General features: G+C 37.7%; 9 protein-coding genes. 7 read left to right on the forward strand and 2 right to left on the reverse strand.

Annotated features, from left to right (window positions below; all coding sequences use genetic code 11):
* Positions 1–2: 2 nt before the first annotated feature.
* Positions 3–2030, reverse strand: coding sequence for an NAD-dependent DNA ligase LigA (ligA, locus tag U9Q18_03420; GenBank protein MEA3313405.1), 2028 nt, complete (start codon positions 2028–2030; stop codon positions 3–5).
* Between the two features lie 3 nt (positions 2031–2033).
* Positions 2034–3134, reverse strand: a complete 1101-nt coding sequence (locus tag U9Q18_03425) for a hypothetical protein (protein ID MEA3313406.1) — start codon at positions 3132–3134, stop codon at positions 2034–2036.
* Positions 3135–3356: 222 nt separating this feature from the next.
* Between U9Q18_03425 and U9Q18_03430 the strand changes: the two genes are divergently transcribed.
* From U9Q18_03430 to U9Q18_03460, 7 genes are all read left to right on the forward strand, one after another.
* Entirely contained in the window at positions 3357–4796 is a 1440-nt protein-coding gene (locus U9Q18_03430) for a TldD/PmbA family protein (GenBank protein ID MEA3313407.1), read from the forward strand.
* Entirely contained in the window at positions 4793–6127 is a 1335-nt protein-coding gene (locus U9Q18_03435; GenBank protein ID MEA3313408.1) for a TldD/PmbA family protein, read from the forward strand. The genes U9Q18_03430 and U9Q18_03435 overlap by 4 nt, the downstream gene beginning before the upstream one ends.
* Before the next feature lie 10 nt (positions 6128–6137).
* The gene (locus U9Q18_03440) at positions 6138–7163 is read left to right on the forward strand and encodes an ATP-dependent 6-phosphofructokinase (GenBank protein MEA3313409.1); all 1026 of its coding nucleotides are present in this window, start codon (positions 6138–6140) and stop codon (positions 7161–7163) included.
* A gap of 97 nt (positions 7164–7260) precedes the next feature.
* On the forward strand, positions 7261–8427 hold the full coding sequence (locus tag U9Q18_03445; protein ID MEA3313410.1) for a BMP family ABC transporter substrate-binding protein: 1167 nt from the start codon (positions 7261–7263) through the stop codon (positions 8425–8427).
* A gap of 67 nt (positions 8428–8494) precedes the next feature.
* On the forward strand, positions 8495–10018 hold the full coding sequence (locus U9Q18_03450) for an ABC transporter ATP-binding protein (GenBank protein MEA3313411.1): 1524 nt from the start codon (positions 8495–8497) through the stop codon (positions 10016–10018).
* Positions 10015–11163 (forward strand): ABC transporter permease, encoded by a 1149-nt coding sequence (locus tag U9Q18_03455; GenBank protein MEA3313412.1) that lies wholly within the window; start codon positions 10015–10017, stop codon positions 11161–11163. The genes U9Q18_03450 and U9Q18_03455 overlap by 4 nt, the downstream gene beginning before the upstream one ends.
* Complete coding sequence (locus tag U9Q18_03460; GenBank protein ID MEA3313413.1) at positions 11160–12113, forward strand: ABC transporter permease; 954 nt, start codon at positions 11160–11162, stop codon at positions 12111–12113. Before U9Q18_03455 ends, U9Q18_03460 begins: the two co-directional genes overlap by 4 nt.
* Positions 12114–12349: the final 236 nt, after the last annotated feature.

Consider the following 12349-nt stretch of genomic DNA (forward strand, 5'->3'; position numbering starts at 1 on the left):
ATTTATCTCCCAGTGATAAGCTTTTGGAATTCATCTTCACTTATTATTTTTATTCCTAATGCTTTAGCTTTTTTATATTTACTGCCCGGGTTTTCCCCGGCAACAACAATCGTTGTTGCTTTAGTAACAGTTTCAAGTGCCTCTCCCCCTAAATTTTTCACAATATTTTGTGCTTTTTCACGCGAAAAATTTTTAAGAGTACCTGTGAAAACAATTTTTTCTCTCTTTAATGGCAAATTCTGTGTTTTTATTTCTTCCTCTTCCATTTTTATGCCTGCTGCTTTTAACTTTCTTAAAATTTCTATATTTTGATTTGAGGAGAAGAATTTCTTTATACTCTGTGCAGTAATCGGACCTATGCCTTCTATTGCAAGAGTTTCGTCTTCTGTTGCGGCTTTGAGTGCATCAATGCTTTTAAATGTTTTTGCTAGCAGATTCGCAGTGTATTTTCCTACCTGAAATATGCCAAGTGCATAAATAAGATTTGATAGGTTTTTATTTTTGCTCTGTTGAATGTTTCGTAATATTTTTTCTCCGAGTGTTTCTCCCATTCTTTCGAGTTTCAGAAGATCTTCCTTTTTAAGATAATAGAGATCGGAATAGTCGGATATTATTTTTTTGTCTACCAGCTGATCGATAATTTTATCTCCCAGTGCATCTATATCCATTGCATTTTGCGAAGCAAAATGTATAATGCGTTCTTTTACTTGCGCAGGGCAGGATACATTAATGCATCTTGTTGCTGATTCTCCTTCGAGTCTTACCGCAAGGTCACCACAAACAGGGCACTTATCCGGCATTTTAAAGGGTTGCGTATTTTGTGGGCGCTTCTCCTTTAGTATTTTTACTATTTCAGGTATTACCGAACCTGCTTTTCGTACAACGATATTGTCATTTATTCTTATATCCAATCGTTTAACCTGGTCTTCATTATGCAGCGTAGCGCGAGATACAGTGCTACCTTCAAGTTTAATCGGGTTGAAAACAGCAACTGGAGTGAGGATTCCTGTTCTGCCAACCTGTACAATGATGTTTTTCACAGTAGTTTCTGTTTCTTCTGGTGGAAATTTATATGCAATTGCCCATTTTGGTTCATGCGATGTTGTTCCTAATTTTTTTTGGAGTGTTATCTCATTTACTTTTACTACTATGCCGTCGGCTTCAAATGGATAGTCATTCCTATGATTCTTGTAATATTCACATCGTTCTATGGCTTCATTTATTTCACTGCAAAGAGCAGCTTCCGGGCTTGTTTTAAATCCAAGTTTTTTTAAGGATTCAAGAATCTCTAAATGTGTTTTGAAACTGATACCTTCTATTTCTCCTATGCCATATGAAATCATCTGGAGTTTTCTCTGTGCTGTAATGTGTGAATCTAGCTGTCTTAGTGAACCTGCTGCAGCGTTTCTCGGATTGGCAAAAGGAAGCTCACCATTTTTTTTTCTCTCTTTATTTAATTCTTCAAAATCCTTTTTGTACATAATTACTTCTCCTCGAACTTCTATGATAGGGGGAATAGTATTGCCAAATAACTTTAATGGTATGTTTTTTATTGTCTTTACATTTAAAGAGACATCTTCTCCGCTTACTCCGTTTCCGCGTGTTGCGCCTTGAACTAATATGCCATTTTCATAACGAATTGATATAGCGAGTCCATCCATTTTAAGTTCAGTCACATATTGAAATATCTCTGTCTTTAGTTCTTTTTTTATACGCTTGTCAAAATTTATTAAATCTTCGTTGTTAAATGCATTTCCGAGCGACAGCATAGGTATTTTATGTTGCACTGTTTTAAATTCTTTAAGTGGAGGTGCTCCTACGCGTTGTGTCGGAGAGTCAGGTGATATAAGGGAAGGGAATTTTTTTTCAAGTGCAATGAGATCTTGAAACACCTGGTCATATTCGCGATCTAAAATTTCGGGTTCGTTGCGTGTATAATACAGATAATTATGATGTTGAATGGTACGCCGCAATTTTTTTATGAGGTCTTTTGCCTCTTCATAACTGACAGCAGAAATGTCTATTTTCATCTCTTAATAGATAAAAATTAATTTGTTTCCATCTATAATAAAAATCAGATCTTCTTTGTTGCTAAGGTAAACTGACGGGATAGAATCAGATGGGAACAGATATTTTAAAATCTCCTTGTTATCCTTAATTAATGAGATATAGTATATATTTTTTTTATCCTTTTCTGAGAGGCTTTTTTTATAAAAGCAGAGCTGGGTATCATTATTTGATGAAAAATTAAAGGCAGAGAAACCTAATTTTGACATTTTGTTACGTTCTTTGCCATTTTGATCAAAGGTGATGAATTCATTTTCTGTTGCAAATGTGACGAGGTTATTGTGCAGAGAAATATTATTGATTTTACTATATAACAACACTTTTGTGACAGATTGAAGATCAGCGCTGTAGAAAAACACTGGAATTGATGAATCTTCTTCTCCAGATAGCATAAATCCTGCTACTATACTGTCTCCTATAAAATAGCCAAAGATAGAGTGAAAATTCCATTTCTCAGTCTCTATTATAGCGCTGTTTTCAACCATATCTTCGTTAATGAGGTAAATCTCTCCTCTTTCGCCAGCAAAAAGAAGTTTTCCGCTATCGGAAATATCTATTTGTGAGGACTCACCAAGATCGGGTATTTCTTCCTTGAACAACGTTTTCCCTGCTTTATCTATTGTAACAGCTATGTATGAAAGATCCGTGAGTGATTGGTACACAAGTTTTATATTTCCATTTGAAAGAAACTTTCCTTTTATTCCTATATAATCTTCCAATTCCTTTTTTAAAACTTGTTTACCTTCTTTGTTAAACATGTAGAAATTTACCCCGGCAACAATTAGCATCTCTTCTTCAGTGTTTTCGCTTATATTAAAAATAGAAGAATCAATTTTTGTTTCCCACTGTATCTCCCCTTGCGTATTCAGTGCAATAATTTTTCCACCATGAGTACAAATGATGACAGTGTCTCCCAAATTTGCTAATCCAGCAATGGGTGTGTTTGTTTGCAGTATATCTTTTTTTATAATGCTGCTCTGCGTTGTTTGTATGTATTTAATTAGCGAATAAGCGATACCGGTAGCAAATAGAACTAATACCAAAACAATTATTATTTTTTTTCTCATTGTGTTTTATTCTACAAGTAACGTGTCTTTTTGTCAACAGTTGCTGAGTAAGAAAGTAAATTTTACTTAATTCTACTTCATATGCCGGAATATTGATTTCTGGAATCAAACGCTAAAAATTTTTTTACTTTTTTAATTTTAGGAAAATATTTTATTAAAATTATATCTTTATTAAAAAAAAATTAATGTTATACTAAATTTTATGCAAAGGAGGAGATTACTATGCAGGAAATAGTTGAAAGCGCGCTTTTTGCAGCAAAGAGAGCCGGTGCCTCTTATGTTGATATACGGTCTATCCAGAGAGAGGAAGAAGACATTACCACGAAAAATGGTGCAGTCGATGCAATAAAACACACTGGTTCCAAAGGGTTTGGAGTGAGAGTTATTGCAAATGGTGGATGGGGTTTTTCATCTTCATTTATAGCTACCCCAGAAGAAGGAGAAAGAGTGGCAAATGAGGCTGTCCAAATTGCACTTGCGAGCAGTAAGACAAAGTTAGAAGATGCAAAAATGAGTGATTCAAAAGTTTATCAAGACAGAGTGCCGCAACCAGTCAAAATTGATCCGTTTGAGATGCCTATTACAAAGAAAATTATGATTCTTCTTGAAGCAGATAAGGCAATGAACGTTCAGGGTATCGTTGTGAGAAAAGGATCTATGCACTTTTCAAAAGAGTGGAAAACTTTTGCATCATCTGAAGGAGCATACATAGAACAGGAGAGAATTGTTAGTGGCGCAGGAATATCAGTTGTTGCAACTGATGGAAAAGAGATGCAGGTGAGAAGTTACCCTAACTCATTCGGCGGTGACTATCAGAGGAAGGGGTTTGAATTTATTGAAGAAATGGACCTTGTTTCTCACGGTAAAGAGATTGCAGAGCAATCCATAAAGCTGCTTTCGGCAAAGCAGTGTCCTTCTGGTACGATGGATATTGTATTGGGAAGCCCGCAAATGGCTTTGCAGATTCATGAATCAGTAGGGCATCCTACCGAACTCGATAGAGTGCTTGGAGAAGAAGCATCTTTTGCTGGCACTTCATTTCTTACAACGGATAAACTTGGTACATTTAAATACGGGTCTGATATAGTGAATATTACTGCTGACGCAACAATTCCAAGAGCTTTAGGAGGATTTGCGTATGATGACGAAGGCGTTAAAGCGAAAAGGGTTTATCTTGTGAAGAATGGAATATTTGTGGGATATCTTAATTCGAGGGAGACGGCTGCTAAATTAGATCTTGAGGTTATGGGCGCGATGCGTGCGGACAATTGGAATAAAATGCCTATCATAAGGATGACAAGTATTAATTTAGAGCCAGGCGATAAAACATTTGATGAATTGATTAAGGGTATTGACCACGGTGTTTTGATGGGAACAAATAAAAGTTGGAGCATTGATCAAAATAGACTGAATTTTCAGTTTGGCACTGAGATAGGATGGGAAATTAAAAATGGAAAGATCCAGGAAATGGTAAAAAATCCCACTTACACAGGAATTACTTATGAATTTTGGCGAAAATGCGACGGCATAGCAAACAAGGATTTTTGGCATGTTTGGGGCGTACCAAATTGTGGGAAAGGGGAACCAGTGCAGGTGATGCAGGTGAGTCATGGTACTGCTCCGGCACGTTTCAGAGATATACAAGTAGGGGTGTTGAAATGATTGGGAAAGAAAGAGTGTTGGATATATTAGAAAATGTGATTTCTCTGTCCAGTGCTGACCAAACTGAAGCCTTATTTATGGGAGAAGAATCTTACTTGACAGGTTTTGCTAATAACTATATCCACCGAAATGTTGGCGGGAAAGATTGCAGTCTTTCCGTGAGAGTTGCAATTGGAAAAAAGGTTGGTTCTGCGATTGTAAATAGTTTTTCGAAAGATGCTATTAAAAAAGTCGTTCGCAATGCAATTCTTATTGCAAAGAACCAGAGAGAAAATCTTGATTTTGTCTCATTCGCAAAACCGGAAAAAAGAAAGGATAAAGATTTTTTCGTGGAGGCAACAGCTAATTGTACTCCAGAGTTTAGGGCAGAGTATGTAAGTAAGATATTAAGTAAAACAAAAGCGAAAGGGTTTATTGGTTCAGGCAAATTCGAAACAAATGCGTTAGAAGTTGCAGTAGCAAATTCCTTAGGTGTGGAAAGATATACAAAATTAACGGTAAGCACACTAAAAAGCGTTGTGTTAACAGATACCTCAAGTGGTTACTCAGAGTATTCTTCTGTTGATGTTAATGAAATTCCCCTTAACGATATTATTCGAGAGAGCGTTGAGATTGCAGAAAAGAGTCAAACCCCTGTATCAATTGAGCCAGGGAAGTATGAAGTAATTCTTACGCCATATGCACTTGCAGATTTAATAGGAAGCCTTAGCTATATTGCATTAAACGCAAGAGCGATGAACGAAGGTATGAGTTTTCTCATCGGGCAGATTGGCAAAAAGGTAGTTGGCGAAAACGTTACAATGTATGATGATGGTTTTTCTCAGGAAACAATTTCTCTTCCATTTGATTTTGAGGGTGTGCCAAAGAAGAAAGTGATGTTCTTTGATAAAGGTGTTGCTAAAGGTGTTGTGTATGACACGCTTTCGGCATATAAAGAAGGAAAAAAATCGACCGGGCATTCGCTTCCTCAGCCGAGCCAGTACAGTCCATACCCAATGAACCTTATTATGGAAGGCGGCGAGAGCAGTAAAGAAAAAATGATTTCTCATGTGAAAAAAGGACTTTATGTCCAGCGATTTTGGTATACCAATCCAATGGATCCAAGGAATACTGTTATTACAGGGATGACAAGAGATGGATTATTTCTTATAGAAAATGGAAAAATCACAAAGCCTGTCAAAAATATGCGTTTTATTGAAAACATTGCAACTGCGTTAAACAACGTCCTGGAATTAAGTAAGGAGCGAAAAATCATTTATGATATGGCATCTGTTACCGCGCCGTACGCGCGGATAAAAGATTTTACTTTTACAGGCAAAACCGAATTTTAGGAGGTAACTGATGAAGAGGTACGGGGTTTTATGTGATGGTGGAGATGCACCCGGCATTAATGCAGCGATCAGAGCAATTGCACGCGAAGCATTTGAAAAAGACGATGAAATGTTAGGTTTTATAGATGGTTTTATTGGCTTGATAAAAAATGATGTCAAAATTATTACAAAAGATGTGGTTTCAGGCATTTTGCCTCTCTCCGGGTCTGTACTGGGAATCTCTCGTATTAATCCATTTAAGGATCCAAAGAACGTCCAGACAATTAAGGAAAATTTTAAGAAAAATTCGTTAACTCTTTTAGTGATCATTGGTGATAGAGATACGGTAGATATAGCTAAAAAGTTTTCTGACGAAGGCATTCCTTCTATTGTAATACCAAAAACAATAGATAACGATGTATATGGCACAGATTTTGCTATAGGGTTTGATACTGCCGTAACCACAATTAGCTCTGCATTGGATAACCTTCACGCTACTGCATCAGTACACCATCGAGCAATGATTGTTGAAACAATGGGCAGAGAAACCGGATGGCTCGCTTTATTTGGAGGAGTAGCAGGTGGAGCAGATTATATTATTATACCTGAAATTCCTTACAAGTTGGAAGAAGTTGCAGCACATCTCGCGAAAAGGAAAAAAGAAGGTAAAAATTTTAGTATCGTGGTAGTAGCTGAAGGAGCTTCTCTTCCAGGAGGAAAAACTAAACAAAAGGAGTATGATGAATTTGGGCATCCAATAAATAGTAAGAAAATGGTAGGTTACACAATTATGGAAGAACTTGAAAAACTTACTCACATTAAAACTCGTACGACTGTGCTTGGATATATACAGAGAGGTGGTATACCTACAAATACTGACAGAATTTTAGCAACAAGACTTGGGGCAGCTGCAACAGAGTTTGCAGATAAAGGTAAATTTAATGGGCTTGTAGGGATTTGCGGAAGGGATATTGTGTTTAATCCTCTTAAAGAAGTTGCTGGGAAAATACATAGTGTTGACCTGGAATTTTATAGGTTAGCTAAAATCTTTTTTTAAGCACAAACAACCGCACCTTGAAAAATTATATTAATAAACTTGACAGGGCAATAAATATAAATTATAATTTAATCATATCATTGAAAGGAGGAGTAAAATGAGAGTTAAAAAGTTGTTGGCATTATTACTTGTTGTAGTAATGGTTGGGGCAGTATTTGTAGGATGCGCTCCAGCAGAAGAAGAACCGCCAGTTGAAACGATTAAAATTGGACTTGTGACAGATGTCGGCGGAAGAGGCGACAGGTCGTTTAATGACTCTGCCCTTCGTGGTTTAGAAACATGGGCAGGAAAAGTGAAGTATGTAAAAGGTGGTGGGTACGAGCCAATCTCAGATGCAGAGTTTAACGCGAGTATCCCAGGAGACCTCAAAGACAAGAACATTCAGACATTAGGTATCTCTGCCATGGTTCTTGAGTCAAAAGATAAAAAAGATTATATTCCAAACATTGCAACGCTCGTTGAGCAAGAGGGATGTGATCTTGTCATTGGTGTAGGATTTATGCTTGCAGGTGCAATTGGTGAATCTGCTGTGAAATATCCCGATACAAAGTTTATGTTGATTGATGCGCCTCCTGTGGATGAAGATGGGAACATGATAGACCCGCCAAATGTCGTAGGTTATCTATTTAATGAGCATGAATGCGGATTCCTTGTTGGAGCAGTTGCGGCATATGCAACAGAAGCTGGCAAAGTTGGCTATATTGGCGGAATGCCAATTCCTCCAGTGTTAAGATATGAAGCTGGTTACCTAGCTGGTTTAAAGACAATAGATCCAAGTATTGAGATTATTGGCCAGTATACTGGCAGCTTTACAGAACCTGCGTTAGGAAAGAGTGCTGCAGAGTCTCAAATTAGCCAGGGCTGTGATGTATTATTCCATGCTGCAGGTGCAACAGGAAACGGAATGTTCCAGTCAATCTGCGAAAGAGGAGCACCTTACTGGGGTATTGGCGTTGATGTAGATATGGGCCTTGACGAGAATCTTTGTCCTCCTAGAACACTTACTTCTTCTTTGAAACATGTAGATTATGCAACGTATCTTGCAATTAAAAGTGTTGTAGAAGATACATTCCACAGTGGTCTTATAACAATGACTTTAAAAGATGGTGGTGTGGGCTATGCTCCGGACCATGTGGCAGATGCACTTACTCAGGATCAAATTGACAAGGTTGAGCGTTTAAGAGAAATGATGATAGATGGTATTTTTGAAGTTCCAACAGATCCACCTGACGTAGATAATTGGACCCCTCCAACTGATTTTTAATAATAAGAGAAAATGAACTTATACAGGGTGGAGTAATTCCACCCTGTATTTTTAATGAGAGGTAAAGATGAAGGCATTAGAAGTTAAGAACATTGTTAAACAGTTTCCAGGCGTTCTTGCAAATGATAGCATAAGTCTTTCCGTAAATAAAGGAGAAATTTATGCTATCGTAGGGGAAAACGGGGCAGGGAAATCGACTTTAATGAAAATTGTCTATGGATTATATACTGCAACATCAGGCGAAATTTTCGTATTTGACAAGAAAGTCGATATTAAAACTCCCCATGAGGCAATTAACTTAAAAATTGGTATGGTACATCAGGAATTTATGCTTATACCCCGTTTCACTGTGACGCAGAATATTGTGTTAGGCGATGAACCCAGCAAAGGAATAGTTTTTGACTGCAAGAAGGCGTTAAATGAGGTAAAGGAGTTGTCCGAGAAGTTCGGGCTAAAAGTGGACCCGGCAGAAAGAGTGGCAAATCTTCCTGTTGGTATCCAGCAAAGGGTTGAAATACTAAAAATACTGCGAAGAGGGGCAGAGATACTGATTTTTGATGAACCTACCGCAGTGCTTACTCCAGAAGAAACAGAAGATTTGTTTAAAACTTTAATGAAATTAAAAAAGAACGGTAAAACAATTATATTTATTTCCCATAAACTCAAGGAAGTAATGGCTATTGCGGATAGAATTGCTGTTTTAAGGCGTGGAAAATTACAAGGAGTTGTGGAAAAAGGAAAAACAAGTGAAGTAGAGCTTGCACGAATGGTTGTTGGTAGAGATGTTGTATTAAAAATTCCAAAAGCCAGGGCAAAGGTTGGAGGAACGGTAATTTCAGTTCGCGATCTTACGGTAAAGAGTAAAAGAGGAATTGTAGGGCTAAAAGGAGTTTCTTTCGATGTTCGTGCAGGTGAAATTGTTGGCATTGCTGGAGTAGAAGGAAACGGGCAAGCAGAATTAGTAAATGCATTGATTGGTTTTACTCGTCCCGTTAAAGGCACTATTACATTTGATGGCGAAGAAGTTAGAGTAATTACTCCGTTTAACATAAGAAAGAAAGGGATGGCATACATTCCTAAAGACAGGAAAATGAGAGGCCTTGTACTGCCTTTTAGGTCAAGAGAAAATATTATTATGGGTCAGCATACTCTTTATCCATTTTCAAAAAATGGGGTACTAAATAACATTGAAATAGACAAGTTTGCAACAAAAAAATTGGAAGAATTTGATGTAAGACCAAGGAATATACACACAAAAGCCAGGAACCTTTCGGGAGGGAACCAGCAAAAACTTATTCTTGCCAAAGAAATGTCTATGGAACATAAGTTTCTTCTTGCTTCTCAGCCTACGAGAGGGCTGGACATTGGTGCTATGGAATTTGTATATCATAAGCTCATAGAAGAGAAGGAAAGAGGTATGTCGATATTATTAATTTCTCTTGAATTGTCAGAAATTATGGGTCTTTCAGACAGGATATTAGTGCTGTACAACGGAGAAATTGTTGGAGAGACAACACCGGATAAAACAACTGAAGAAGAATTAGGCCTTATGATGCTCGGATTGAAAAAGCAGAAGAGGGTAGCACAATGAAAGATGTATTAAAAAGGGTTGTTTTTGGGAAAAGAGAAAAATATTGGTGGATGAATGCTTTAGTTCCTTTAGTTTCTATTTTACTTGCATTTATTGTAGGAGCGATTTTTATAAAAATTACGGGTAGGAGTCCAGTTGTTGCATATAAATTATTGTTTGGGGCATCAGGTTTGTTTCCTGGTCCTTACTGGAAAAGCCATTTTGCAGAAATGCTTATTGCTTCTTCTATGTATATCGCGACTGGTTTTGGATTTGCAATTGCTGCAAAAGGAGGCCTGTTTAATATCGGGGCAGAAGGCCATTTTATTGTTGGTGGCATTGCTGCTGCTTACCTTGGATATGCAAAGCCATTTGCGGGTTTACCAAAATTTATTCATTTGCCTCTTATTATTGTGGGTGTTATGCTTGCAGGAGGTATTTGGGGGGCCATTGCAGGATACTTAAAGGCAAAACGGGGCATACATGAGGTTATTACGACAATTATGCTGAATTGGATTGCCTTATATCTTATTGAGGCGTGGCTTGTTATTGGCCCTATGGAAGCAGCAGTTGAAACAGGTATTTCAGGTACGCCATATATCAGTTTGTCCGCCAAATTGCCCAAAATTCTTCCCCCAACACGGCTTAATATCAGTATTATCATTATCCTGGCAGTGACGTTTTTAATTTGGTATTTGTTTTATAAAACAACATTTGGATATGAAATACGTACTATGGGCCATACATTAATTTTTGGTATGGAGGCCCCAAAAGCAGCTGGAATAAATGTTGAGAGAAGAACTATTCAAACGATGTTTATCGCAGGTGCTGTTGCAGCGCTAGGCGGTGCATTTATGGTGTTAGGCGTTCTCTTCCAGTATCCTCCTATATTTGAAGGAGGATACGGATTTGATGGAATTGCTGTTGCTTTGATTGGTCAGAATGAACCGTTGGGAGTTGTACTTGCAGGCATATTAATAGGAGCGTTAAGAACAGGTGCTACTACTGTTCAACTTGCCCATATCCCAAAAACATTTCCTTCTATTATAGAGGGTTTTACTGTTGGATTTATTGCTCTCCAGATGCTTATAAGGTATTGGATTATGAAACTTATACAGGGAAGGAAAAAATCTGTTCAAACTGAAATGGGAGAAGACGCAAAATGAACAGCAATATTCCTTTTTTAAATGCTTCTATTGCGCAGGCATTAGATTATACTGCTCCCATTCTTTTTGCTGCTTTAGGTGGCGTAATGTCTGAAAATGCAGGTGTTGTGAATATCGCACTCGAAGGAATGATGCGATTTGCTGCTTTTTTTGGCGTGTGGGGATCGTTTGTATCTGGTAATGCCTGGGTTGGGTTACTCTGGGGCGTTGGGATTGGTATTGTGCTCGGTGCTTTACATGCGTATATTACGGTTAAATGGGCAGGCGATCAGATTATTTCTGGTGTGGCAATTAATGTTATGGCAATGGGTATGATCACATATCTCCTCGAATCAATTTTTAAAACGACAGGTTATTCTCCGCCAGTAGCCTATTTTGGGGCTCCAGCTAGCAAAATACACCTCGCGTTTCTTAAAGATATTCCTATTTTAGGTGCGTTTGCTGAGCTTACAATACTTATCTGGCTTGCGCTAATTTTAGTTGTTGTCTTACATTTTGTTTTATACCACACAGTACTTGGGTTAAGGATTCGTGCTGTTGGAGAAAATCCTCATGCAGCAGAAACCTTGGGAGTAAATGTATTTAAAATAAAATGGTTTGCTGTAATTTCCGGTAGTGTTCTTGCAGCATTTGGAGGTTTAGCGCTTTCACTGGGGACACTGTCTTCGTTTACTAACTCAATGGCTATGGGAAAAGGTTTTATTGGGTTGGCTGCTATGATTTTTGGTAAATGGACACCTTTTGGCGCGCTTGGCGCGATACTTATTTTTGCTGGCGCACAGGTACTGCAGTTATTCATGCAAGGGACAGCAACTGGGTTTGCAAAGTTAATTCCACTGGGATTCTACCTTTCTCTTCCGTATATGTTAACAATTGGTGCATTGATCGGTGTTGTCGGAAAAGCAGTTGGTCCTGCTTCAGATGGCGTACCTTATAAAAAAGAAAGTTAGTTAATCTATATTTTGGGACGATTTAGTGCCTGATTTTATTAAAAGACATCAGGCATTTTTTATGGTAACAGGAATAAAAATAAATCTTTTCCGTCTGTTTTATAATCTGAATTTAAATCGGAAAAACTATTAAATCCTTTGTCCATGTAAGTTTTGCCAAAATTGTCTATAAGAATTTCTAAATCATTGCTATCTACACGCTCATCCATGTTAATGTCTCGTATATCATATCCATT

This window comes from Caldisericota bacterium (assembly GCA_034717215.1).
Classification (GTDB): Bacteria; Caldisericota; Caldisericia; order Caldisericales; family Caldisericaceae; genus UBA646.